Consider the following 25,051-nt stretch of genomic DNA (forward strand, 5'->3'; position numbering starts at 1 on the left):
GCATGTTCGGTTTCGAGATCGCGGCAGACTGGCAGCCATGGGTTGCGCTGGCCGTTCTGGCGGGGATGTTCGTGCTGTTCCTGCGCGAGACCTATCCGGTCGAGGTGACGGCGATTGGCGGTGCGGCACTGATGATCGTGCTGGGCCTGTTGCCGGTCAAGGACGGGATCGCAGTCCTGTCGAATGCCGCGCCGTGGACCATCGTGCTGATGTTCCTGATCATGGGCGGGCTGGTGCGGACGGGGGCGGTCGAGATGGTGATCCGCACCGCCGAGCGGCATGTGGGCAACCGGCCCAAGATGACTATTGTGGTGCTGTTCGGGTTCATCGCGGTCGCGTCGGCCTTCATGAACAACACGCCCTTGGTCGCGGTGATGATCCCCGTGGTGATGCAGATCGCGATGCGGCTGGGCACCGCGCCGTCAAAGCTGCTTATCCCGCTGAGTTACATGACGGTGCTGGGGGGGATGATCACGATCATCGGCACCTCGACCAACCTCTTGGTCGACGGGGTGGCGGCCAAGGCGGGGTTGGAGCATTTCTCGATCTTCGAGATCGCGCCTTTGGGGATCGTGCTTACGGTGGTGGGGGGGCTTTTCCTTGCGCTGACCTCGCGGCATTTGCTTCCGGTGCGGCAGTCGATGGGGGTCTTGCTGAGCGACCGCCGGAAGATGAAATATTTCACCGAAGTGGCGATCCCCGAGGACAGCCCGCTGATCGGGCAGGGGGTGCTGGCGGTCGATCTGTTCAAGCGGGACGGGGTGCGGCTGATCGACGTACTGCGCGGCGATGCCAGCTTGCGGCGCGATCTTGGGCCGGTCGTGTTGCAGGCGGGCGACCGCGTGGTGCTGCGGACCGAGATGACGGAACTGCTGGGATTGCAGCAAAGGACGGACCTGCATCTGGTGGACAAGCTGTCGTCCACCCAAACCGAGACGGTCGAGGTGCTGATCTCGCCGGGGTGCCGGATGGAGGGGCGGCGCCTGGGCGAGCTGCGTTTGCGGCGGCGCTACGGGGTCTATGTGCTGGCGGCGCACCGGCGCAACCAGAACATCGGGCGGCAACTGGATGATCTGGTGGTGCGGGTGGGCGATACGCTGCTGCTGGAGGGTGCGATCGAGGATATCCAGCGGCTGGCGGCGGATATGGATCTGGTCGACATCAGCCGCCCGTCGATCAAGGCGTTCCGGCGGACCAAGGCCCCCATCGCAATCGGCGCGCTGCTGTTCGTGGTGGTCTTGTCGGCGATGGATGTGGCGCCGATCATCGCGCTGGCGCTGGTGGGGGTGGCGCTGATCTTCGTGACGCGTTGCGTCGATGCCGAAGAGGCGCTGAGCTTTGTCGACGGGCGGTTGCTGGCGATGATCTTTGCCATGCTGGCGGTGGGCGAGGCGCTGGACCAGTCGGGCGCAGTCAGGATGATCGTATCGGGCGTGTCGCCCTATATGGCCGACCTGTCACCCTTTATGCTGATCTTGTGCGTCTATTTCCTTGGCCTGATCCTGACCGAGTTTCTGTCCAACAACGCGGTGGCGGTGATCTATACGCCGATTGCCATCGAACTGGCGCAGAACCTTGGCCTTGATCCGCGGCCTTTTGTGGTGGCGGTGATGTTCTCGGCCTCGGTCGCGTTTGCGACGCCTGTGGGGTATCAGACGAACATGATGGTCTACGGGCCGGGCGGGTACAGGTTTTCGGACTATATGCGCGTGGGCATACCGCTTAACATCATCACCGGGTTGATCGCTTCGGCGCTGATCCCGCTGATCTGGCCACTTTGAAGGGGTTTCCCATGCGTCGCGCGCTGCTGCTTTCGGTTTTTCTGGCGGGATGTGCCGGTTTCGGCGGGCCTGCGGTGCCTGTCGCGGCAAGGCTGTCGGCTGACCGCCTGACGCTGAGCCTGTCGGACGGAACGGTCTGCCGCGCCGATTGGCAGGCCACGGGTGGCGCGGGGCGGCTAGAGACCTGCGGGGCGGGGTTCGACTACCGCGTGACGCCGGTCGAAAAGCCCAATCTGCTGCGTCAGCTTTTCGACGGGATCACGGCCGCCTTGGGGGCCGAGGGCGTGTTGGCTCCCATGGCGGTGGTCGAGGTGTCTGGTGCGGGGCGCGACTGGCGCTTCGTGTCGCCGCCGCCCGACGAGGACGGGCGGCGGCGCGACGGTTTGGCTTCGAACTGAGCCAGCCAGTCGCGCACCGTCCCCGCGCGGGTCGAGGCCACGCGGACGGTATTGCCGTTCGACAGGAAAAGCTCGGTCCCGCGGCCATTGCGTTCGACCCGCAGGACGGCGCGGGTGGCAACCCATTCCGAACGGTGGACAAGGCAGCCTAAACCATCTGGCAAACGGGCGAGCAGGGCCGAGAACGGGCCGGGGACCAGGGTGGTGTCGGTGTCGGTCCAGATCTGGACATGGTTTCCCTGCGCTTGCAGTTGCAGGATCGTATCGACCGGAAAGGTCACATTGCCGGTCGCCACGAAAGGCGGCGCGCCCGTGGTGGAACCGGGCGCTGCGGGGCGGCGTGCCGGCAAGGTGCCGCGGAACGAGCGCACATCGTCGATGATGCGGCCGGTCTTGTTGCGAAGGATGGTGGCGATGAAATATTCGTCGAAAACATAGACGAGCAGCAGCGACAGCGCCGTCCCGAAGACGGACGGCGAGGGCACGTCGAGGATCACGTTCCACAGGGTCGATGTGGTCGCCTGCACGGTGACGATGCTGAGTGCGAGCGGAAACGAGACCAGCACACGCACGGGGTCGGCCTGCGGACGGAGAAACGACGCGAGATAGACCCAAGCCATGAAGGACAGCACACCCGTCACCGTGGCCAGCACGAGGATCGGAATCAGCAGGGCAAAACTGGGGCCGTTGGCCGAGGGTTCGTCCACAAGGACCGACAGGATGAACGAGATGCTCATCGAGGCGAGGTAATAGGTCATGAGGTAGGGGTGGCGCAGGATCGCGCCGAGTTCATCAAGGAAGAAATCCTGATGCCCGCCAAACAGGAAACGAAGTCTTATACCCCGACGCGGGCCGTCTGGCCTTGCGGATCGATTGGGGGACTGGCTGCGGTTCACTGCGGACACACTTTAAAATGACGCACTGCCACAGACAGGGCAAAATTCATACTGGCTAACATGTTATCCTGCCTCCCCGTCAGAAGCCATGCTACGAAAGGATAGGTTTGTGGCGCAGGTGCCCGAATGCGCCGTGCCTTTGTCGGTTTTGTCGGTTTTGTCGGTTTTGTCGGGAGCGGGCGCGCGGCGGGGGCGGGCGGCGTGGTTCGGCGGGGTTGCCGTTCAGGCCCGCATTTGTGTATAGAGCGCCATCACCCCATCAGGGATAGCGGAGTACGGGTCATGGCAGGCCATTCTAAATGGGCGAACATCCAGCATCGCAAGGGCAAGCAGGACAAGCTGCGCTCGAAGATGTTTTCCAAGCTGGCAAAGGAAATCACCGTTGCCGCCAAGATGGGCGACCCCGATCCCGACAAGAACCCGCGTCTGCGTCTGGCCGTCAAGGCGGCCAAGGCCGTGTCGATGCCCAAGGACGTGATCGACCGCGCGATCAAGAAATCGGTTGGCGGCGATGCGGCGGATTACACGGAAATCCGCTATGAAGGCTACGGCGTTAACGGCATCGCGATCATCGTCGAGGCGATGACCGACAACCTGAACCGCACCGCCAGCAACGTGCGGTCCTATTTCACCAAATGCGGCGGCAACATGGGGCAGACCGGATCGGTCAGCCATTCCTTCGACCGCGTGGGCGAGATCTCGTATCCTGCTTCAGTCGGGGATGCCGATACGGTGATGATGGCCGCGCTGGATGCGGGGGCCGACGATGTGGAGTCGGACGAGGACGGGCATTGGATCTATTGCCCGGTCGAGGCGCTTTCGGATGTGTCGGATGCGCTGGAAAAGGCGCTTGGGGAATCGACCGAGTCCAAACTGGTCTGGCGCGCGCAATCGCTGACCGAGGTCGATCTGGACACGGCGACCAAGCTGTTGCGGCTGATCGACATGCTGGAAGAAGATGACGACGTGCAGACCGTGACGCATAACTTCGACATCCCCGAGGATGTCGCGGCGCAACTGGCCTGAGGGCACACCTCTTCTTGATAAAAGTACGGCCCCCTTCGGAAAGGGGGCCGGCAGTTTCGGGGATCAGGGGATCGCACCGAGGAGGGTTTACCCGGCGCACCGCTTGGATCGGAGCGCCGGAAACCAAGGCCGGACCGCGAACACCACACACGTCATGCACCCGCGATGGGGTGGAAATCGGGTGCTACGCGCAGGGTTCGGACACGTCGGGGAACGCGTGCGGTCCGGTAGCGCGACCATCTCAAAACCTGCATGATTGTCAATATGATAATTTAACGTGCCATGCGCGCCCTGCTTATGCGTGGTAACGGGCGCGGGCTGGGGAATTGCTCTGGCACTGCGCTTGGGCTAGTCTCGCCTCCAGGGGAACGCCGGTTTGACACCGGCAATGGGGCGGTGCGGTCGTGAATATCAAAAGTGTATCTCAGCTTCGGTCCTTGCTGCTTGAAATGGAAACGACACTGGGGCTTGTGGAGTTGAGCCCGACGGAACGGGATGTGCTTTACGCCATAAACGAGGTGTCGGCCGGTGTCGTGCGGATGGCACGGTCTGATGCGATCCGGTCGCATCCGCTTGCTGCGGCCATTCCGCAGGCGACCTATCACAGGGCGCTGAAAAGTCTGGTGCAGCGCGGGCTGGTGCAGCACGCGCCCGACACCAAGGCCGGGGCCTATATCGTGACACGAAACATGGGCGAGGCCGGGTCGGTCTGAACCGTCCTTTCAAGTGGAAGCAGACGGATAGATGGACAAACGCGCCTTTTCTGGCATGGTTCTGCACTTTGCGGTAGGTTCGGCATTGATGCTGGCCGCGTTCGGACTGAGCGACCTTGTAAAGACCTATCTGCATCCGCAGGCGCTGTTCGATGTCTTCGGGGCGTTCACCATCATCTATCTGCCGCATGGCGTGGCGGTGTTGCTCGCTTGGTTTTACGGCTGGATGGCGGTTCCGATCATCCTGCCCGCATCGCTGCTGGCGGTTTACCTGCTGCGCGGGGCCGAGGCGTTCGAGCCGATGCTTCTGGCCTTGATCGTGTTCAAGGCGATTGCCGCCCCGCTGGCATTCGATCTGTTCCGGTTGGGCGGGATCGATGCGCGAAGCCCGTCGCAGGGGTTGAACTGGCGTGTCTTGTTCCTGATCGGGCTGGTGCAATCGATGTTCTCGAACCAGGCGCGGTTCTGGATGGGGTGCTGCGGCGATCTGTCGGCGAACCAGTTGCTGCTGGCCTTTGCGGGCAGCGTGATCGGCGACATGGTGGGGCTTGTGGTCGTCATGACGGCGGCGATGCTGTTTTTCCGCGCGTTGCGCCAAGGCTGAGATTTCATGACATTCGACGTTCTTTACCCCGCGCTTGCGGGTTTTGCGGTCGGGCTTAGCCTGATCCTTGCCATCGGGGCGCAGAATGCCTTTGTGCTGCGGCAGGGCCTGCGGCGTGAACATGTCGGTGCCGTCGTGGCTGTCTGTGCCGGATCGGATGCGGTGCTGATCCTTGCGGGGGTCGGCGGGTTCAGGGCGATTTCGGACGCGGTGCCATGGCTGGCCGAGGCGATGCGCTGGCTGGGTGTCGGCTTCCTGCTGGTTTACGGCGCGTTGCGGTTCCGCGCGGCCCTGCGCGGGGGCGAGGCGCTGATGCCCGCGCCGGGGGTAAAGGCGTCGCTCGGGGCGGTGATTGCGACCTGCCTTTTATTCACATGGGCCAATCCGCATGTCTACCTCGATACGCTGGTGCTGGTCGGGTCGATCTCGTCGCAGCATGCGCCGCATGAGTGGGCCTTTGGCTTCGGGGCGGCTGCGGCATCGCTGACGTTCTTTTCGGCGCTGGGTTTCGGGGCACGGCTGCTAGCGCCGCTGTTCGGCAAGCCAAGGGCATGGGTCGTGCTGGAGGTCGTGGTGGGCGCGATGATGTGGGCGCTTGCTGCCGGGCTGGTGGTGACTTGAACCTTTCGCGCGGGCAGGCTTTGGTGGCGGCATGAAAATTCCGCTTCAGACCGATCTGGGCCGCCCTGTCGAAGGTGTGCTTTGGATGCTGGCCACGGGGCTGTGCTTTGTCGGGGTGACCGGCGTGGTGCGCTATCTCGGGACCGAGCTTCCGGCGGCGCAATCGGCCTTTCTGCGCTTTGCCTGGGGGGTGGTGTTCTTGCTGCCGACGCTGGCCCCGATGCTGCGGGCCGGGTTTCCGGCCGGAACGCTGGCGCTGTTCGGCTGGCGCGGGGTGTTCCACACGGCGGCGGTGGTGTTCTGGTTCTATGCCATGGCGCGCATCCCCGTGGCCGAGGTGACGGCGATCGGCTATCTGAACCCCGTGCTTGTCACCGTGGGGGCGGCGCTGTTCTTTGGCGAGAAGCTGGCGCTGCGGCGGGTGCTGGCGGTGTGTGTCGCGCTGGTCGGTGCGCTGATCGTGCTGCGCCCCGGCCTGCGCGAGGTGACATCGGGGCATCTGTCGCAACTGGCGGCGGCCACGTTCTTTGCGGGCAGTTACCTGATCGCCAAGCGGCTGACCCAGACACTTCCCGCATCGACCATCGTCGCGGTGCTGTCGCTTTCGGTGACAGTCGCACTGGCGCCGCTGGCGTGGTGGGTCTGGGTGCCGGTGAGCGGGGCGCAGCTTGGTTGGCTGGCGCTGGTCGCGGCTTTCGCCACGGGCGGGCATTATTGCATGACGCGGGCCTTCCGTGCGGCGCCGCTGGCGGTGACGCAGCCGGTCACGTTCCTGCAACTGGTCTGGGCGACGCTTCTGGGCGCGCTGGTCTTTGGCGAAGGGGTGGACCCGATGGTGCTTCTGGGCGGGACCATCATCATCGGCGCGATCAGCTACATCACATGGCGCGAGGCGATGCTGAAACGCGCGCCCGTCACCCCGCACGACACCGAAACCGTCTGAACCATGGCCCGAATGCGGCGCGGGATTCAGAGGCGCGGCAAGGGTCATGATCTTGCCACGATTTCGCAAGCAGCGCTTAACCCTGGACCTGCAGTCTGACCCACGGGATCAGGTGTGTGGGCTATGGAATTCAGAACGGTCGGGGTGGTTCCCGGAGCGCGCTTCGGCGTGCCGATGCCACAATCTTCGCTGCTTATCGAACCCGGTGGCACTGTGCTGCGGGTGTTCAACCCCGTACAGGGGGAAACGGTACGCGTGGCGCTTTCGTCGACCGCGCTGTCGACCGTGCTGGGGTTTTCCAATCACGGCACGGCACGCAACGCGGTGACGGTGGGGGGTGAGGCAGGGAGCCTCGCGACCGACCTTATGGCCAGTGCGCGCATGGCGCCCGGCGTGGCGATGACGGGGTATCTTGCGCCCGGTGCTGCCAGCCCGGTGCAGGCGGTCACGCTGATGGCGGTTGGTGTGGGCGGGACCGATTATATGGTCGCCTCGCGCCCTGCGGGTGCAGGGATCGAGGTGTTCCGTATCGATGCGGGTCAGGCCCTGACGCGGGTGGCGGTGGTGGCCGATACGGCGACCATCGCGGCTGCGGGCGTGTCGGCCATGGCCTGCGCCGAGGTCGGGGGCGAGATGGTGGTCTTTGCCGCATCCGCGACCGAGCATGGCATCACATCCTACCGGATGACGGCTGCGGGCGGGCTGGCCGTGGCCGACACCAAGGGCGCCGCGCAAGAAGTGCCCGTGCAGGGGATCACCGTGCTGAAGACGGTGCAGGCGGGCGGCGAGACATGGTTGATCGCGGGGGCGGCGGGGTCGTCGAGCCTGACGGTGTTCCGCATCGCGGCGGGCGGTGTGATGGTGCCGGTGGACCATGTGATCGACGAGCTGGGCACGCGCTTTGCCGGCGTTGCGGCGCTCGATGCCGTTGTGGTGGGCGACCGGGTCTTTGTCGTCGCGGCGGGTTCGGATGACGGGATCACGCTTTTGACGCTGCTGCCGGATGGTACGCTGCTGCATCTCGCCTCGCTCGCGGACAGCACGGGCATGGCGCTGGCCAAGGTGTCGGACCTGCGGATCGGGGTGGCCGACGGGCAATTGCAGATCTTTGCCCTGTCCGGGGCCGAGGCGGGGCTGTCGCAGCTTTCGGTCGATCTGCGCGCGCTTGGTGTTCTGGGGCAAACTGGCACGGGCGGGGATGATCTGCTGGTCGCGCCCGCCGGTGGCGGCGTCGTTTCGGGCGCGGCGGGGCGCGACATTCTGCTGGACGGCGCGGCGAACGACACGCTGACCGGCGGGGCGGGGGCGGATATCTTCGTGCTGACCGCCGACGGGCGCCGCGACGTGATTGCGGATTTCGATATCACGCAAGACCGGATCGACCTGACGCGCTGGATGTATTTCCGCAACTCGGGCCAGCTTGAAATCACCCCGACCGCGACGGGGGCTGTCTTGCGCTTTTGGGGCGAAGAGCTGGAACTACGCAACATCACCGGCCAGCCCTTTCTCGCGGCAGACCTGCGGGCGCTGGATTTCGGGGCCATGTCCCGGATGCCGTTCGTGCCCGTGGTGCTTGAGCCCGATCCTGTCGATACCCGGATTATGGGAACCGCAGGCAACGACACGCTGGCGGGAACCGAGGCGGCGGATGTCATGGCCGGTCTGGCGGGCGACGACGTTATCCTTGCCAGCGCCGGTGCCGACACGATTTCGGGCGGGGATGGCCGCGATTGGCTGAGCTATGCGGGTTTTACCGCTGCGGTGGCGATCGACCAGCGCAATTGGGCGCGAAGCTCGGCCAATGTGCGGGAAGACGCTATCGATGGCATCGAAGGCTTTATCGGCACCGGATCGGGCGACACGATGACCGGAACCTCGCGCCCCGCCGCCTTTCGCGGCGAAGGGGGCAATGACCTGCTGGTCAGCGGGACTGCGGGCGGAACGCTGGACGGCGGGGCTGGCCACGACACGCTGACGGGGGGGACAGGGGCAGACTGGCTGTCGGGCGGCACGGGCGACGACAGTATCGAGGGCGGTGCGGGCAACGACACCGCCGAAGGCGGCACGGGCGACGACCTTATCTGGGGCGGTGCCGGGCTTGATGTGCTGTCCGGCGGCGAGGGTGACGAGTTTCTCTATGGCGGTGACGGTGGCGATTCGGTCACGGGCGGCGCTGGCAACGACTGGCTTTATGGCGGGCTCGGGGATGACACGCTTGACGGGTCGGACGGGAACGATTGGCTCTGGGGCGATGCCGGCAACGACACGCTCGAGGGCGGTGCGGGCAACGACATTCTGGTCGGGGATACGGGAAACAGCCTTTTGTCGGGCGGCGCGGGCGACGACCTTATGCTCGGCGGCGACGGGGTCGATGTCATGGTGGACGGTACCGGAAACGACACCATGCTCGGGGGTGGCGGGTCTGATATCGTCTGGGCCTCGGACGGGATCGACTGGCTGTTCGGCGACGACGGTGACGATACGGTCGGGGGCGGCGCGGGCAACGATTACCTGTTCGGCGGGGCAGGGGCCGATTACATCGATGGCAGCGACGGCGACAACTACATCGACGGCAGCGACGGCGGCGATACCATCGTGGGGGGCAACGCGGTCGACCTGATGTTCGGGGGGGCGGGGAATGACTTTTTCCGCGCCGAGGGCGGAAACGATTACATCGACGGCAGCACGGGCGACGATTATGTCGATGCCGGTGCTGGCAATGACATCGTGATCGCCGGAGCGGGGGCCGATCGGGTGCTGGCAGGCGCGGGCAATGATTTCGTGATGGGCGATGCCGGCAACGACCTGCTTTCGGGTATGGCGGGATCGGACTTCATGCTGGGCGGCGACGGGCGCGATACGCTCGACGGAGGGGCGGGCATCGACGTGCTGTTCGGCGGTGCGGATGCCGATGTGTTTTTGTTCACCAACCTTGCCAATGCGGAATTCGATCTGGTGCGCGATTTTCAGGACGGGATCGACCGGATCCAGCTGAACGGGTTGCCCGAAGCCACCGGTGCCGCAAAGTTCGGCGGGCTTTTCATCCGCGATGTCACGGTGGGCGGGCTTGCCTGCGCCGATATCATCCGCTTCGGTTCGGTGATCCGCGTCGAGGGGATCACCGCCGCGAAACTGACGATCACGGATTTCCTGTTCGGCTAGGGTGGGCCAGCCTCCGGTCTAGCGACCGACGCCGGTATATGCGGTAAAGCCTGCGGACAGCGCATCGTCGCGGGTGTAGATATTGCGAAGGTCGGCCATGCGCGGGCTTTCCATCTTGCGGGCGAGTTTGTCCAGATCGAGCGCGCGGAATTCGTTCCATTCGGTCAGGATCACCACCACATCGGCGCCCTGCGCGGCCTGATAGGCGTTTTCGCACCATTTCACGCCGGGCAGCAGCGCCTCGCCCTCGCGCTGGCCTTCGGGGTCGGTCACGCGGACCTTGGCACCGCCACCCACCAGCGCGGGCACGATGGTAAGCGAAGGCGCGTCGCGCATGTCGTCGGTGTTGGGTTTGAAGGTGACACCAAGCACCGCCACGGTCTTGCCGTTGACCGAGCCGTCGCAGAGGTCGACGATCTTGTCGATCATGCGGGCTTTCACCTCTTCGTTCACGCGGATCACGGTTTCGGTGATCTGCATGGGCACGGCGTGATCTTGGCCGATGCGGGCGAGGGCCTTGGTATCTTTGGGAAAACACGATCCGCCATAGCCGGGGCCCGCGTGCAGGAACTTGTTGCCGATGCGACCGTCAAGCCCGATGCCCTTGGACACCGATTTGATGTCGGCCCCGACCTTTTCGCATAGGGCGGCGATTTCGTTGATGAAGGTGATCTTGGTCGCAAGGAAGGCGTTGGCGGCGTATTTGATCATCTCGGCGGATTCGAGGCCGGTGAAGACGATGGGAAATTCGCGCAGGAAAAGCGGGCGGTAGATGTCGGACATCACCTTTTTCGCGCGGTCGGATTCCACCCCGACAACCACGCGGTCGGGGCGCATGAAATCGTCGATGGCAGCACCCTCGCGCAGGAATTCGGGGTTCGAGGCCACGTCGAATTGCGCTGCGGGGTTTGCGGCCGCCACGGCTTCGGCCACCTTGCGGTTGGTGCCGACGGGGACGGTGGATTTGGTGACGATGACCGAATAGCCGGTCAGCGCCGCGCCGATTTCGGCGGCGGCGGCCATGACATAGGTCAGGTCGGCATGGCCGTCGCCGCGCCGCGTGGGGGTGCCCACGGCGATGAAGACGGCATCGGCCCCCGCCACGGCTTCGGCCAGATCGAGGGTAAAGGACAGACGGCCTGCGGCGACGTTCTTGGCCATGAGATCTTGCAGGCCCGGCTCGAAAATTGGCACCTCGCCTGCGCGGAGGCGGTCGATCTTGGAGGGATCCTTGTCGACGCAGATCACGTCATGGCCAAAATCGGAAAAGCAGACGCCAGAGACGAGGCCGACATAGCCCGTGCCGATCATTGCGATTTTCATGGGGAAGCCTTTACCGGAGGTCGGAATTTGGCCTCGGTTTAAGGGCAAGCCCGCCCCGCTGTCAATTTGCGGGGCGGGCATCGGCGATATTCCGTTTCCGGCGGGCCTGCGTGCCGGTCAGACCCAGCGCCCGACCGCCATGAGAGATGCTGCAATGGCAGAGGCCTGACTGGTCGCAGCACAGCCGCGCAGGCTGATCGCGGTCAGGCTTGGTGCGGCGGCGGTCAGCCATGCGCCGGTGCTGGCGGGAAGGCCGCTTACCACAGGCGCGACCGCAAAGGCGGCAGGGAAGGTCCAGATCGCGTTGACCGAGCCTTGGAAGATCGCGCCGCTGGCGAGGTTGATCGGCCCGATGTTCAGGCTAAAGGTGCAGATCTGGGTGCCGTCGGCAAAGCGGATGAAATCGCCGTTGGCGGTGCTGCCACGCTGGATCACCGCGCCCGTGGGTTGGCCTGCCGCCATGGCGACCGTGCCTGTGACGGGCAGGCTGCGCGACCATGTGCTCCAGCCTGCGCCCGCGTTGCGGCGGGTCCATTCGGTGGCCGTGTCGGTTTGCAGCCAGCGTTGCAGGATGAATGCGGCGTCGGGGCGCAGGACGGTCAGGATGCCGAGGCGGGTGGCGGCATTTGTGGCGACCGGCGGCCATGTGCCCGTGGTGCTGACATCGACCGTGCGCCATGTGCCCGAAAGCGTGGTGGTGGCGTCGAGGTTGGCGATCAGCGGGGCGCTGGTCGAGCCGAGGCCGAAGGCACCGGTGACGAGGAGTTTGCCTGCCGTGCCGTCTTGCACGTTGGCTTGCAGCGCGGCCCCCGTGACGTTTCCTGCGAGTGTTACGGGACCTGTCAGGGTCGTTGCGCCAGAAAGGGTTGTTGCACCGGACAGCGTGGTGTCGCCGCCCACGGTCAGGCCTTGTGGCAGGGTGACCGCGCCACTGGCTTGCATGGTCAGGCCGGTGGCAAAGGCGGTGCCGTCGCCGCTGACCTTGACCGACAGGTCGTTGTTGCCCGCAAGGCCTATTTCCGCGCGGCCGGAAAAGCCCGCTTGCAGCAGGATCGAGGCGGTGTCGCCCGCAGCGGCCTTGTTCAGGACCATGCGGTGGTCGGTTCCGGCGTGGCTGAACAGGCTGGCGGGCGAGACGACCGACAGGCGGTTGGTGGTATCGGGTGCCGTGCCGATGCCGAGGCGGGGCAGGGTTTCGGGCGGGCTGTCGGTGCGGAGCCAGAGGCCGTTGGTGACGGTGACAGTGACATCCTCGTCGGTGACGCGGGCGGTCCATCCTTCGCGGGGGATGATGAAAAGCCAGATGCCGCCCCAGAAGGCGGCGATGCGGCCATCCTGACCGGCCCAAGCCCCTGTCGGGTTCGCGGCTACGATGTAGCGGTCGCCCTCGGCCGGGACGGCGGGCGGGGTGGTGAGGTCGCGGTCGAGGACGGTAAGCTGCACGAGGATGTCGAGCAGGCGCAGCGCCTCGTTATGGGTGACGTGTTTTTGCGCCTGCGCCGGAAGGATCAGGGGCAGGCCAAGGATGGGGGTGTCGTCGGGCATTGCGGCCTCCGCTGGGATGATTGGCGGCCAAGGGTAGGGGCGGGTGGTAAGCAGAGCGTTGCGGCAGCGTGCGGCGGGATGTTGCGCGGGTGGTCGCAGTGCGTTTGCGGAACCAAAGCGCGTCTCGCGCCCTCTCGTCTTTGCGGCGCGCTGGCGTTAGCATCGGAGCAAAGGCGGAGGGTTTCGTGCCAGATCATGTGTTGGTGACGGGTGGGGCAGGCTATATCGGGGCGCATGCCTGCAAGGCTTTGGCGGCGGCGGGCTATGTGCCGGTGACATTCGACAACCTCTCTACCGGATGGGAGGCGGCGGTGCGTTACGGGCCGCTGGTCAAGGGCGACCTGATGGACCGCGCCAGCATCGACGTGGCCCTGGCGGAATGGAAGCCGGTGGCGGTGATGCATTTCGCGGCGCTGTCGCTTGTGGGCGAATCGATGCGCGATCCGGGGCTTTACTGGCGTGTGAACGTGGGCGGGGCGCTGAACCTGATCGAGGCTGCGATCGCGGCGGGTGTGCGGGATTTCGTGTTTTCGTCGACCTGCGCCACCTATGGCGATCAGGACGGGGTGGTGCTGGACGAGGACACGCCGCAGCGCCCGATCAACGCGTACGGTGCGTCAAAACTGGCGATCGAGCAGATGCTGGGAAATTTCCGCGCAAGCCACGGGCTGCGGACGGTGATCTTCCGCTATTTCAACGTGGCGGGCGCCGATCCTGATGGCGAGGTGGGCGAGCATCATGACCCCGAGACGCATCTGATCCCCCTGATGCTGGATGCGGTGACCGGCAAGCGCGGGGCGCTGACGGTGTTCGGGTCGGATTACCCGACCGAAGACGGCACCTGCGTGCGCGATTACGTGCATGTGACCGATCTGGCCGCGGCGCATGTGCTGGGCCTGCGCTGGTTGCAGGACGGGCGCGATCCGGCGGTGTTCTGTCTGGGCACGGGGCAGGGCTATTCGGTGCGCGAGGTTCTGGACCACGCGCGGGTGGTGACGAACCGCGCCGTGCCGGTTGTCGAGGGCGCGCGGCGGGCAGGCGACGCTGCCAAGCTCGTCTGCGGGTCGGAGCGGGCGGTGTCGGACCTCGGATGGGCACCTGCGCGCGGTCTTGGCGACATGATCCGCGACGCGTGGCACTGGTCACAGGCCCCGCGCTACTGACGCAGGACGAATTTTCTGCGAAAATTCTGCGCTTGTGCTTGCTGGCCTACGTGCCCGGTGACGCGTCGCAAGGAAGGGGCGCTGCCCCTCGCCCGCAGGCGGGCTCACCCCGGAGTATTTGTCGCAAGGATGAACGGGGGGCGTCGGGATCAATTGGCGTCGTGAAGGATGTCCTGCAGATCGGCGAGCGAGAGCGGAACGGGGTTTCCCTTCATCGAGGACGAGGTTTGCGCGGCGGCTGCGGTTTCGGCATGCAGCGATGCGGGCAGGCCCTGCGCGGTGAGGGCGGGAAGGCCGTTCCGGCTTGCCCAGTCCGACAGCGTCCGGGGCGCGTCGTTTTGGCTTCCGCCGAGGGTCGCCGCGATGATCGCGCAAACCTCGTCGATCCGGCGGGCGGCTTCGCCCGTGCAGCGGGCGCGGTTCATGGCGAGGCTCGGGCCGAGGAGCACGCCGCAGACCGCGCCGTGGGCGGCAGGGGTGATGCCGCCGATCACGCCCGCAAGACCGTGGACCACGCCGAGGCCCGCATTGGCAAGCGCCATGCCGCCGGTCAGGCTGGTCCATGCCAAGGCGTCGCGGGCGGCGGGGTCTTCGGCCTGCATCAGCCTTGCCAGTGCTTCGAGGCCCGTGGCGATGGCGGGACGGGTGATCGCGTCGGTGTAGAAGGTGGCCTTGGACGAGAGGTAAGGCTCGATCACCTGCGTCACGGCGTCCAGGCCCGAGGCGAGGGTGACGCCGCGGGGGCAATGGTCGGTCAGGGCGGGGTCGACGATGGCGAGGGCGGCGAACATGCGGTCGTCGCGCAGGGATACCTTGCGCCCGTGGTCGGGCAGGCCGATCACGGCGTTCTTGGTCGCCTCGGCCCCGGTGCCTGCGGTGGTTGGCAGGGCGACGAAGGGCAACGGCGGGGCGGTCAGCGGCAGGGCGCGGCCGACGACCTCCAGATGGTCCATCGCGCCGCCGGTTGCCGGGACGAGGGCGGCCAGCGCCTTGCCGAGGTCGAGCGCAGCCCCCCCGCCGAGCGCGCAGATCCAGTCGGGGCGATGCGCCTTGGCCGCAAGCACAGCAGCCTCCAGCATGGAAAGCGTGGGTTCCCCCGTGCAGGGCAGGGCCAGCACATCGCAGCCAAGTGCTCCGAGGGCGTCAAGCAGCCAGCGCGCGCGGTCAGTGTTGGCGCCGTGGATCAGGACTCCGCGCATGCCGAAACTGCCAAGCATGGCGGGTGCCTTGGCCGCCTCGCCCCGACCGAAAAGGATGCGCTGCGGACCGGCGATGGAAAAGGGCGTCATGCGTGACCTTCGGGGGTTCGCCGTCATCTCCCTTTGCCGGACTGGCATCGGAAACAACGGCCTGGTTTCACCTTTGCTCAAATACTCGTCTTGCGACGCTGCTCGCAATCGCGGGCTTTGCCGATACGTCGCGCCCTCCCCCGTGGGGGGAGGGACGGGGTGGGGGGCAACCTGCGCGACGTGTCGGTCACACCGTCATCGTGGCCGCAACCGCGCGGCCCCAGCGGGCATATTTGGTGTTTCGGGTGGTTGCGTCCATCTGCGGGCTGAAACGGCGTTCGAGTGCCCATGAAGACTGGAATTCCGCGGGGGCCGGGCACATGCCCGCTTGCAAGCCCGCCAGATAGGCCGCGCCGAGGGCGGTGGTTTCCGTCACAACGGGGCGGTCGACAGGGGCACCGAGGATGTCGGACAGGAACTGCATCGCCCAATCGCTGGCGGTCATCCCGCCATCCACGCGCAAGACGCCATCCGCCGCGGCCCCCCAGTCCGAGCGCATGGCCTCGAGCAGGTCACGGGTCTGGTAGCCCACGCTTTCGAGCGCCGCTTTTGCCAGTTCGGCAGGCCCCGAGTTGCGGGTAAGTCCATAGACCGCGCCACGGCAATCGGGCCGCCAATAGGGCGCGCCAAGGCCGGTGAAGGCGGGCACCAGCACCACATCCTGCGTCGGGTCCGCGGCATCGGCCAGCGGTTGGGTTTCCCGCGCCTCGCGGATGATCTTGAGCCCGTCGCGCAGCCACTGCACCACCGCGCCCGCGATGAAGATAGACCCTTCCAGCGCATAGGTGGTCTGCCCGTTCAGGCGGTAGGCGATGGTTGTCAGAAGGCGGTTCTTCGACGGGACCATGTCGGTTCCGGTGTTCAAAAGCGCAAAGCAGCCGGTGCCATAGGTCGATTTCATCATGCCGGGTGCAAAGCAGGCTTGCCCCACGGTGGCGGCCTGCTGGTCGCCCGCGACGCCGCAGATCGGGATTTCATGGCCGAAAAGGTCGGGACGCGTGGTGCCGTAATCGGCGGCGCAGTCGCGCACTTCGGGCAGGATTTCCATCGGGATGTCGAGAAGGGCACAGATTTCGGCGTCCCATTCGCCCTTGGCGATGTTGTAGATCAGCGTGCGGGCGGCGTTGGTCGCATCGGTCGCGTGAACCTTGCCGCCCGTCAGCTTCCAGATCAGGAAGGTGTCGACGGTGCCGAAGGCGATCTCGCCGCGGCGGGCGCGGTCGCGGGCGCCGGGGATGTGGTCGAGCAGCCATTTGATCTTGGTGCCGGAAAAGTAGGGGTCGAGCAGCAATCCGGTGCGCGCCGTGATCATCGGCTCGTGGCCTGCGTCTTTCAGCGCCGTGCAGATGCCTGCTGTCCGGCGGTCTTGCCAGACGACGGCGTTGTGCAGGGGCTGGCCGGTGGCGCGGTCCCACAGGATGGTCGTCTCGCGCTGGTTGGTGATGCCGATGGCCTTGATGTCGCCTGCGTCGATGCCCGATTTCTCGATCGCCGCGCGGGCAGTTCCGGCGACGGTCGACCACAGGTCGGATGGATCATGTTCGACCCAGCCCGAGGCGGGGTAATGCTGCGGGAATTCTTCCTGTGCCGAGGCTACGACACGCAGTCTGGCATCGAAGATGATCGAACGAGACGAGGTGGTGCCTTGGTCGATGGCAAGGATATGGGGCATCGGCTTGGTCCTCGGGTCCGCTGGCGGCGGACAGATCGTAACGGGTCAGGGAATGGGGTGCGAGAGGGGCAGGGCCAAGAATTTTCGCAGAAAATTCTACCACCGCCGCAGCGCGGGGCGGACGGTTTCCCGTCCGCCCCTTTGGCATCAGCCCTGCTGCCAGGACTTGATCAGCTCGTCATAGGAGATCGTCTCGCCTTGCGGCTTTTCGTTCTCCAGGGGGCCAACCGGCGATCCCGGTTCGTCGAGCCAGACCTGCGGGTCTTTCTCTTCGTTCAGTTTCGGGCCGATGTCGCCCTGAACGCCCGATTTCTCGATCCGGCTCAGCACTTTTTCCTGCTCGGCGCAGAGGGCATCGAGCGCTTCCTGCGGGGTCTTGTCACCCGACATTGCGTCGCCGATGTTCTGCCACCACAGCTGGGCCATCTTCGGATAATCCGGGATGTTGGTGCCGGTGGGCGACCATGCAACGCGGGCGGGCGAGCGGTAGAACTCGACCAGACCGCCAAGCTTGTTCGCACGGTCCGTGAAGGACTGGTGCTGGATCGTCGACTCGCGGATGAAGGTCAGGCCGGTATGGGCCTTCTTCACGTCGATCGTCTTCGAGGTCACGAACTGCGCGTAAAGCCATGCGGCCTGTGCGCGGTCCACCGGGGTGGACTGCATCAGCGTCCACGAACCCACGTCCTGATAGCCGACCTTGGTGCCTTCGGTCCAGTAAGCGCCGTGCGGCGAGGGGGCCATGCGCCACTTGGGCGTGCCGTCCTCGTTCATCACGGGCGTTCCCGGTTCGACCGAAGCTGCGGTAAAGGCGGTGTACCAGAACATCTGCTGCGCGATGGCGCCCTGTGCGGGAACCGGACCGGCTTCGCCGAAGGTCATGCCCATCGCTTCCGGGGGCGTGTACTTCTTCAGCCAGTCGATCGCCTTGGTCACGGCGTAAACGGCTGCCGCGTCGTTGGTGGCACCGCCACGCGCGACGCAAGACCCGACGGGTTGCGACTGTTCGTTGACGCGGACGCCCCATTCATCGACCGGAAGGCCGTTCGGTTCGCCCTTGTCGCCCATGCCGGCCATCGACATCCACGCGTCGGTGTAGCGCCAGCCAAGCGACGGGTCCTTCTTGCCGTAGTCCATGTTGCCATAGACGCCGGTGGCAGGCCCGCCCATGTAGGACATGTCGCGTCCGGTGAAGAACTCGGCGATGTCTTCATAAGCCGACCAGTTCAGCGGAACGCCAAGATCGTAGCCGTATTTGGCCTTGAAGTCGTCTTTGGTCTTGGCGTCGTTGAACCAGTCGTAGCGGAACCAGTAAAGGTTCGCGAACTGCTGGTCGGGAAGCTGGTAAAGCTTTCCGTCGGGCGCAGTCGTGAACTTCGTGCCGATGAAATCGGGCAGGTCGAGGGTCGGGCTGGTGACGGCAGCGCCTTCGCCAGCCATCCAGTCGGTCAGGTTGCGGACCTGCTGGTAGCGCCAGTGGGTGCCGATCAGGTCAGAGTCGTTGACATAGGCGTCGTAGATGTTCTCGCCCGACTGCATCTGCGTCTGCAGCTTTTCGACGACGTCGCCTTCGCCGATCAGATCATGGGTGATCTTGATGCCGGTGATTGCGGTAAAGGCCGGAGCCAGCACCTTGGATTCGTATTCGTGGGTGGCGATGGTTTCGGACACCACCTTGATATCCATGCCGGCATAGGGTTTCGCGGCATCGACGAACCATTGCATCTCGGCTTCCTGATCGGCGCGGCTCAGGGTCGAAAGGTCGCCGATTTCAGAGTCGAGAAAGGCCTTGGCGGCCTCCATGTCGGCCCAAGCGGGGACCGAACCCATCGCCATCATCGCAAGCGCGAGGGCGGTGGACGTGTAACGAAGTCTCATTTTGTAGTCTCCTCCCAGAGTTGATTTCGACTTCAGATTGCCTTGGGTGCAACGGCCATCCTGTGACCGCGACACCAAGGGGTCTTTCCCGTCTAGACCCAGCGGAACACCGCAACGGCATAGACGAGGCAGAGGGCCAGCGCCCACACGAGCGTGGGGCCAACGAAGAAGAGCCAGGCCAGATTGATGAAGGCCGAGCCCAAGAGCGTGATGAACAGCCGGTCGCCGCGGGTCGTCTCGATCCGCAGGATGCCGGTGCGCGGGGTTTCGGGGTAGCGGATCGCCAGCAGGGTAAATGTGATAAGCAGCGTGGCGATGACAAAGAAGAACAACGCGACAGGGAAGGTCCATGCCATCCAGCCGCCCTCGATCATCGGATCGAACCAGAGAAATCCGCTCTCGTCTCGCGGCGTGGCATAGACGAGACCGCAAAGGATCGCCGCCATGACAAGGGCCGTGGCGATATAGATCGTGTTCCAGCGGGTTCCGGTCATGTCAAACCCTTCCCAGGGCAAAGCCCTTGGCGATGTAGTTGCGGACGAACCAGATCACGAGCGCGCCCGGAATGATGGTCAGCACACCCGCGGCAGCAAGAACGCCCCAGTCCATGCCGGAGGCCGAAACCGTGCGGGTCATGGTGGCGACGATGGGCTTGGCGTTTACCGATGTCAGGGTGCGCGACAAGAGCAGTTCCACCCATGAGAACATGAAGCAGAAGAAGGCCGCCACACCGATGCCCGATGCGATCAGGGGGGTGAAGATCTTGATGAAGAAGCGCGGGAAGCTGTAGCCGTCGATATAGGCGGTTTCGTCGATTTCCTTGGGCACGCCGCGCATGAAGCCCTCAAGTATCCAGACCGCGAGGGGGACGTTGAACAGGCAATGCGCCAGTGCCACCGCGATGTGGGTGTCGAACAGGCCGACCGAGGAATAGAACTGGAAGAAGGGCAGGGCAAAGACGGCAGGGGGCGACATGCGGTTCGTGAGCAGCCAGAAGAACAGGTGCTTGTCGCCCATGAAGCTGTAGCGGCTGAAGGCATAGGCCGCCGGAAGCGCCACGAGGATCGAGATCACCGTGTTCATCACCACGTAGATGATCGAGTTGACGTAACCCATATACCAGCTGGGGTCGGTCAGGATCACCTGATAGTTGCGAAGGGTGAAATCGGCGGGGAAATAGGTGAAGGTCGAGGTGATCTCCATGTTGGTCTTGAAGCTCATGTTCACGAGCCAGTAGATCGGGACCAGCAGGAAGAGCAGATACAGGGCCATGACAAGGCCGTTGCCGCGCAAACGCATGGTTATCTCCCCTCGGCTTTGTCTAGGTTGGTCATGACGGTGTAGAACACCCAACTGACGAGCAGGATCACAAGGAAATACATGATCGAGAAGGCGGCAGCGGGGCCGAGGTCGAATTGACCGATGGCCATTTTGACAAGGTCGATCGACAGGAAGGTGGTCGAGTTGCCGGGGCCGCCGCCTGTCAGCACGAAAGGCTCGGTATAGATCATGAAGCTGTCCATAAAGCGCAGCAGCACGGCGATCAGCAGCACGCCCGCCATCTTGGGCAGTTCGATGTAGCGGAACACACCCCAGCGGCTGGCCTGGTCGACGCGGGCGGCCTGATAATAGGCTTGCGGGATGGATTGCAGGCCCGCGTAGCACAAAAGCGCGATAAGCGAGGTCCAGTGCCAGACGTCCATCACGATGATCGTAACCCAAGCGTCGAGCGCGTCGTTGGTGTAGTTGTAATCGATGCCGGCAAGCGCAAGCGTGTGGCCCAGAAGCCCGATGTCGACGCGGCCGAAGATCTGCCAGATGGTGCCGACCACGTTAAAAGGGATCAGCAGCGGCAGCGACATGAGCACAAGGCAGAGCGAAGCCCAAGCGCCCTTTTTCGGCATGTTGAGCGCGATGTAGATGCCCAAGGGAACCTCGATCGCAAGGATTATGCCGGAAAACAGGATCTGGCGGCCAAGCGCGGCGTGCAGTCGGTCGGATGTCACCATCTCTTCGAACCATGCAAGACCGTTCCAGAAGAACTGGTTGTCGCCGAAGGTGTCGTTGACCGAATAGTTGACCACGGTCATCAAGGGGATGATCGCGGAAAAGGCCACCACGACCAGCACGGGCAGGACGAGGAACCACGCCTTGTTGTTGACTGTCTTGTCCATGGTCAGGCGGCCTTTCCGGGGGCGACGCGCCAGTCGTCGGCGTAGACGTTGATGCGCGATGGCTCGAAGGTGACGCGGGTCATATCGGCCCCGATCTCGGCGCCTTCGGGGGCGATGACGTTGACGGTCGCGCCTGCGACCTCGCCCCGGATGATGCGGTGGCGGCCCACGTCCTCGATGCGTTTGATGGTGATGGGCAGGCCCGCGCCATTGGTCAGGGTGGCGTATTCGGGGCGGATGCCGATCTGCGTCTTGCCATGGACATGGCCGTAATCCGCGCCAAGCGGCACGGTGATATCGCCAAGGTGGGCGTGGTCGCCGTGGATCTGGGCGGGCAGCAGGTTCATGCCCGGCGAGCCGATGAAATAGCCTACAAAGGTGTGCTGCGGGGTTTCGAACAACTCTTCGGGCGTGCCCATCTGCACCACGCGGCCGTCATACATGACGACCACCTTGTCGGCAAAGGTCAGCGCCTCGGTCTGGTCGTGGGTCACGTAGATCATCGTGTGGCCGAATTCGCGGTGCAGTTGCTTGAGCTGGGTGCGGAGTTCCCATTTCATGTGCGGGTCGATCACGGTCAGCGGTTCGTCGAACAGGATCGCGTTCACATCTTCACGCACCATGCCGCGCCCGAGGCTGATCTTTTGCTTGGCATCGGCGGTCAGGCCGCGCGCCTTGCGGTCGAGGATCGCTTCCATCCCGATCATCTGGGCGATCTGGCCCACGCGGGCCTTGATGTAAGCGGCATCCATGCCGCGATTGCGAAGCGGGAACGACAGGTTGTCGCGCACGGTCATGGTGTCGTAGACGACCGGAAACTGGAACACCTGCGCGATGTTGCGCTGGGCGGTTTCGGCATCGGTCACATCGGTGTCGCCGAACAGCACGCGGCCTTGGGACGGGCGCAAAAGCCCCGAGATGATGTTGAGAAGCGTGGTCTTGCCGCAGCCGCTTGATCCGAGGAGCGCATAGGCGCCGCCGTCATCCCAGACGTGATCCATTTCTTTCAGCGCGAAATCGGCTTCGGATTTGGGGGCGGGGTAGTAGCTGTGGGCAAGGTTCTTCAGCGTTATTCTGGCCATGTCGTTTCCCCTTATGCCGCTGTCGCGTAGGATGCGGGGGCGGCGAGGCGACCCGATGCGTCGAAGATATAGGCATGCGCGGGGTCGAGAAAGAGGCTGATCTGCTTGCCGCCCGCAAGGTCATGCACCCCGTGGACGAGTGCGACCCATTTCTCGGTGCCGTGCATCAGGTGGAGGAAGGTTTCCGACCCCGTGATCTCGGTCACGCCGAGGGTGCAGGGAAATTCCACCGCCGTGCCGAACTGGGCGTTCAGGTGCAGGTGGTTGGCGCGGAAGCCTGCGGTGTAGCGGCCATCGGGCAGGGTGGCGAGCAGGCCGGTCGCGGGCGCGCTGGCGCTGCCGCCGAAATCTATGCGCCCGCCTTGCTTGACGCAGGGGGTAAAGTTCATCGGCGGGTCGCTGAACACGCGGGCGGTGGTGGCATCGGCAGGGTGGCGGTAGACGTGGGGGGTGGGGCCGAATTGGGTGACTCGGCCTTCCCACAGTGTGGCGGTGTTGCCGCCCAGAAGCAGGGCTTCTTCGGGTTCGGTGGTGGCATAGACGAAGATCGCGCCGGATTCCTCGAAGATGCGGGGGATTTCGGCGCGCAACTCCTCGCGCAGTTTGTAGTCGAGGTTGGCGAGCGGCTCGTCGAGCAGCACGAGCCCCGCGCCCTTGACCAAAGCCCGCGCAAGCGCGCAACGCTGTTGCTGGCCGCCCGACAGTTCCAGCGGTTTGCGGCCAAGCATCGGGGTCAGCTTCAGCATCTCGGCGGTCTCGCGCACGGCGCGGTCGACCTCGGCTTTCGATTTGCCCATCAGGCGCATGGGCGAGGCTATGTTGTCGTAAACGCTCATCGCGGGGTAGTTGATGAACTGCTGATAGACCATCGCGACCTTGCGGTCCTGCACGCGCTGGCCGGTCACATCGGCCCCGTGCCACAGGATGCGACCGCCCGTAGGCACATCAAGCCCCGCCATCAGCCGCATGAGCGAGGTCTTGCCCGACAGGGTTGGCCCCAGCAGCACGTTCATCGTGCCCTTTTCAAGGGTCAGGGTCGTCGGGTGGATGTGCACCTGCCCCTTGACCGTCCTGCCGACAGAGTGAAGTTCCAGCGCCATCAAACCCTCATCTCGCTGGGGCTGGTCGCCCCGTCTTTCGCTTCGCTGCCCTGCGCTTGCAGCATGTAAGCGTCGAGGGCTGCGATCTGTTCCGTGGTCAGGCGCAGGCCAAGCTTGGTGCGGCGCCAGACGATATCGGCGGCGGCGCGGGCAAATTCGTGGCGCATCAGCCAAAGGACTTCGGCCTCGGTCAGGGTGGCGCCGAAATCGCGGCCAAGGTCGGCGGCAGATTTTGCGCGGCCAAGCAGGGTGGCGGCTTCGGTGCCATAGGCGCGGATCAGGCGGGCGGCCCAATAGTCGGAAAGGTAGGGGTGCGCCCGTTTCAGCGCGGCGGTCAGGGTGGCCGCACCGTCGACCGGAAAATCACCGCCGGGAAGGGCAACGCGGGCGGTCCAGGGGGCCTTGGCCTGCGGGAAGAACGGCGTCAGCTTTTCCAGCGCCGATTCGGCAAGGCGGCGATAGGTGGTGATCTTGCCGCCAAAGACATTCAGCAGCGGCGCGCCGTTTTCATCGAGCGACAGCACATAGTCGCGCGTGGCGGCGGTCGCGGATTTCGCACCGTCGTTATATAGCGGACGGACGCCGGAATAGGTCCAGACCACATCGTCTTGGGTCACCGGCTTGGCGAAATACTGGCTGGCGAAATCAAGCAGGTAATCGCGTTCTTCCGGCGTGCAGACGGCGTCTTTGGGCGCGCCCTGATGGTCTTTGTCGGTGGTGCCGATCAGGGTGAAATCCTGCTCGTAGGGGATGGCAAAGATGATGCGCCCGTCGGTGCCCTGAAAGAAATAGCAGCGGTCGTGGTCGTAGAGTTTTTTGGTGACGATGTGTGATCCGCGCACAAGGCGGACGCCTTCGGACGAGTTAATGCGGGCGACGTTGCGGATGATGTCTTCGACCCACGGCCCGCCTGCGTTCACCAAAGCGCGGGCATGGTGGGTCTGGGTGCCATGCGGGCCGCTGGTGGCTATGGTCCAATGGCCGTTCGTGCGGGCGGCGCTGGTCACGCGGGTGCGGGTCATCACCTTGGCGCCGCGCAGCGCGGCATCGCGGGCGTTCAGCGAGACGAGCTTGGCATCCTCGATCCAGCAGTCTGAATATTCATAGGCATGGGCGAACCGCTTTTGCAGCGGCGCGCCTGCGGCATCGGTGCTCAGGTCCAGCGTGCGGGTGGCGGGCAGGAATTTGCGCCCCCCCAGCGTGTCGTAAAGGAACAGACCAAGCCGGATCAGCCATGCGGGCCGGCGGCCCTTCATCCACGGCATGACGGTGGCAAGCAGGCGGCCTGTGGGCGTGTCGCCTTCGAAGCGCATGTCGGGGTGGTAGGGCAGCACGAAGCGCATCGGCCACGAGATATGGGGCATGGCGGTCAGCAGGGTCTCGCGTTCTTCCAGCGCCTCGCGCACCAGACGGAATTCGAAGTACTCCAGATACCGCAAGCCCCCGTGGAACAGCTTGGTCGAGGCCGAGGAGGTGGCCGAAGCCAGGTCGTTCTGTTCGGCCAGGATCACCGACATGCCACGACCCGTAGCGTCACGGGCAATGCCGCAGCCGTTGATGCCGCCCCCGATGATGAAAAGGTCCGCCAGTGGCGGTTCGGTCGTGGTCACGCAGGTTTCCTCCCTAGCGCTGCCAACGTGGTCCGATTCGCGTCGTCTGGTCAACTATTTTATTCGTTTAT

General features: G+C 64.7%; 20 protein-coding genes. 8 read left to right on the forward strand and 12 right to left on the reverse strand.

Going from position 1 to position 25,051, the window contains the following annotated elements; genetic code table 11:
- The first annotated feature begins 2 nt into the window (after positions 1 to 2).
- Positions 3 to 1,781: an SLC13 family permease gene (locus tag HYN69_RS03375; RefSeq protein ID WP_108434495.1), complete on the forward strand. Its 1,779-nt coding sequence runs from the start codon at positions 3 to 5 to the stop codon at positions 1,779 to 1,781.
- A gap of 241 nt (positions 1,782 to 2,022) precedes the next feature.
- On the opposite strand, the gene HYN69_RS03380 is transcribed toward HYN69_RS03375, so the two are convergent.
- Complete coding sequence (locus HYN69_RS03380) at positions 2,023 to 3,084, reverse strand: LytTR family DNA-binding domain-containing protein (RefSeq protein ID WP_216824642.1); 1,062 nt, start codon at positions 3,082 to 3,084, stop codon at positions 2,023 to 2,025.
- A 273-nt stretch (positions 3,085 to 3,357) separates the two neighbouring features.
- Between HYN69_RS03380 and HYN69_RS03385 the strand changes: the two genes are divergently transcribed.
- The 6 genes from HYN69_RS03385 (at position 3,358) to HYN69_RS03410 (ending at position 10,144) form a co-directional block, all read left to right on the forward strand.
- Positions 3,358 to 4,101 (forward strand): YebC/PmpR family DNA-binding transcriptional regulator, encoded by a 744-nt coding sequence (locus HYN69_RS03385; protein WP_108434497.1) that lies wholly within the window; start codon positions 3,358 to 3,360, stop codon positions 4,099 to 4,101.
- 449 nt (positions 4,102 to 4,550) lie between these two features.
- A complete protein-coding gene (locus HYN69_RS03390; RefSeq protein ID WP_230426473.1) occupies positions 4,551 to 4,814 on the forward strand; it encodes a hypothetical protein in 264 nt (87 codons plus the stop codon).
- A gap of 31 nt (positions 4,815 to 4,845) precedes the next feature.
- Positions 4,846 to 5,418: a hypothetical protein gene (locus tag HYN69_RS03395; protein WP_108434499.1), complete on the forward strand. Its 573-nt coding sequence runs from the start codon at positions 4,846 to 4,848 to the stop codon at positions 5,416 to 5,418.
- 6 nt (positions 5,419 to 5,424) lie between these two features.
- Positions 5,425 to 6,039 carry a LysE/ArgO family amino acid transporter gene (locus HYN69_RS03400; RefSeq protein WP_108434500.1) on the forward strand — a complete coding sequence of 205 codons (615 nt, stop codon included), beginning with the start codon at positions 5,425 to 5,427 and terminating at the stop codon, positions 6,037 to 6,039.
- 31 nt (positions 6,040 to 6,070) lie between these two features.
- Entirely contained in the window at positions 6,071 to 6,982 is a 912-nt protein-coding gene (locus HYN69_RS03405; RefSeq protein WP_407925245.1) for a DMT family transporter, read from the forward strand.
- A 123-nt stretch (positions 6,983 to 7,105) separates the two neighbouring features.
- Positions 7,106 to 10,144 (forward strand): calcium-binding protein, encoded by a 3,039-nt coding sequence (locus HYN69_RS03410; RefSeq protein ID WP_108434501.1) that lies wholly within the window; start codon positions 7,106 to 7,108, stop codon positions 10,142 to 10,144.
- 18 nt (positions 10,145 to 10,162) lie between these two features.
- Here the strand turns inward: HYN69_RS03410 and HYN69_RS03415 are convergent, their stop codons facing one another.
- Both HYN69_RS03415 and HYN69_RS21300 read right to left on the reverse strand, forming a co-directional pair.
- On the reverse strand, positions 10,163 to 11,467 hold the full coding sequence (locus tag HYN69_RS03415) for a UDP-glucose dehydrogenase family protein (RefSeq protein WP_108434502.1): 1,305 nt from the start codon (positions 11,465 to 11,467) through the stop codon (positions 10,163 to 10,165).
- Between the two features lie 117 nt (positions 11,468 to 11,584).
- Positions 11,585 to 13,012, reverse strand: a complete 1,428-nt coding sequence (locus HYN69_RS21300) for a DUF2793 domain-containing protein (RefSeq protein ID WP_108434503.1) — start codon at positions 13,010 to 13,012, stop codon at positions 11,585 to 11,587.
- A 185-nt stretch (positions 13,013 to 13,197) separates the two neighbouring features.
- Between HYN69_RS21300 and galE the strand changes: the two genes are divergently transcribed.
- Entirely contained in the window at positions 13,198 to 14,175 is a 978-nt protein-coding gene (gene galE / locus HYN69_RS03425; RefSeq protein WP_108434504.1) for a UDP-glucose 4-epimerase GalE, read from the forward strand.
- A 149-nt stretch (positions 14,176 to 14,324) separates the two neighbouring features.
- Here the strand turns inward: galE and HYN69_RS03430 are convergent, their stop codons facing one another.
- From HYN69_RS03430 to glpD, 9 genes are all read right to left on the reverse strand, one after another.
- Positions 14,325 to 15,464 (reverse strand): iron-containing alcohol dehydrogenase, encoded by a 1,140-nt coding sequence (locus HYN69_RS03430; RefSeq protein WP_108434505.1) that lies wholly within the window; start codon positions 15,462 to 15,464, stop codon positions 14,325 to 14,327.
- 187 nt (positions 15,465 to 15,651) lie between these two features.
- On the reverse strand, positions 15,652 to 17,136 hold the full coding sequence (gene glpK / locus HYN69_RS03435) for a glycerol kinase GlpK (protein ID WP_108434506.1): 1,485 nt from the start codon (positions 17,134 to 17,136) through the stop codon (positions 15,652 to 15,654).
- A 147-nt stretch (positions 17,137 to 17,283) separates the two neighbouring features.
- On the reverse strand, positions 17,284 to 19,014 hold the full coding sequence (locus tag HYN69_RS03440) for an ABC transporter substrate-binding protein (protein WP_108434507.1): 1,731 nt from the start codon (positions 19,012 to 19,014) through the stop codon (positions 17,284 to 17,286).
- Positions 19,015 to 19,106: 92 nt separating this feature from the next.
- Positions 19,107 to 19,508 carry a DUF2160 domain-containing protein gene (locus tag HYN69_RS03445; RefSeq protein ID WP_174213595.1) on the reverse strand — a complete coding sequence of 134 codons (402 nt, stop codon included), beginning with the start codon at positions 19,506 to 19,508 and terminating at the stop codon, positions 19,107 to 19,109.
- Between the two features lies 1 nt (position 19,509).
- Complete coding sequence (locus HYN69_RS03450) at positions 19,510 to 20,313, reverse strand: carbohydrate ABC transporter permease (protein ID WP_108434508.1); 804 nt, start codon at positions 20,311 to 20,313, stop codon at positions 19,510 to 19,512.
- Positions 20,314 to 20,315: 2 nt separating this feature from the next.
- Positions 20,316 to 21,188 carry a carbohydrate ABC transporter permease gene (locus HYN69_RS03455; RefSeq protein WP_108434509.1) on the reverse strand — a complete coding sequence of 291 codons (873 nt, stop codon included), beginning with the start codon at positions 21,186 to 21,188 and terminating at the stop codon, positions 20,316 to 20,318.
- Between the two features lie 2 nt (positions 21,189 to 21,190).
- On the reverse strand, positions 21,191 to 22,270 hold the full coding sequence (locus HYN69_RS03460; RefSeq protein ID WP_108434510.1) for an ABC transporter ATP-binding protein: 1,080 nt from the start codon (positions 22,268 to 22,270) through the stop codon (positions 21,191 to 21,193).
- Positions 22,271 to 22,281: 11 nt separating this feature from the next.
- Entirely contained in the window at positions 22,282 to 23,370 is a 1,089-nt protein-coding gene (locus HYN69_RS03465; protein WP_108434511.1) for an ABC transporter ATP-binding protein, read from the reverse strand.
- Positions 23,370 to 24,980, reverse strand: coding sequence for a glycerol-3-phosphate dehydrogenase (gene glpD, locus HYN69_RS03470; RefSeq protein ID WP_108434512.1), 1,611 nt, complete (start codon positions 24,978 to 24,980; stop codon positions 23,370 to 23,372). Before glpD ends, HYN69_RS03465 begins: the two co-directional genes overlap by 1 nt.
- Positions 24,981 to 25,051: the final 71 nt, after the last annotated feature.

The organism is Gemmobacter aquarius (assembly GCF_003060865.1).
GTDB lineage: Bacteria > Pseudomonadota > Alphaproteobacteria > Rhodobacterales > Rhodobacteraceae > Paragemmobacter > Paragemmobacter aquarius.